General features: G+C 48.5%; 1 pseudogene. It reads left to right on the forward strand.

What is annotated here, in order from left to right:
- Window positions 1–312, forward strand: a pseudogene (locus tag AACY08_RS30160) (IS110 family transposase); the annotation flags it as partial.
- Window positions 313–357 lie beyond the last annotated feature (45 nt).

Consider the following 357-nt stretch of genomic DNA (forward strand, 5'->3'; position numbering starts at 1 on the left):
CTGCCTGGTAAAGCGGTGAAGGTAATTAATCGAGCTGCGCAGGCATTGAAGCAAGCAGCCTCAATCGCCCGCAATGACAAGAGCTTTATCGGCGCCAGTCATCGTGCTCGCCTGACCCGAATGGATACCTGTTGCGCAATCAAAGCGACAGCCCATCAACTGGCAAGGTTGATTTACGCAATGCTGACTAAAGGTCAGCCTTACGTTGAGAAAGGGATAGAAGCATTTGAAGAAAGAAGCCGTGATCGGCAGATGCGCGCCTTGGAACGCAAGGCACGCAAACTGGGATTGCAGCTGGTTAAAGCGGCTTAAATTTTAAGAGCAAAAACAATGAGTTAATTTTTGTTTGATAAGAGC

Source organism: Pseudomonas sp. EL_65y_Pfl1_R83 (assembly GCF_963970695.1).
GTDB lineage: Bacteria > Pseudomonadota > Gammaproteobacteria > Pseudomonadales > Pseudomonadaceae > Aquipseudomonas > Aquipseudomonas tritici.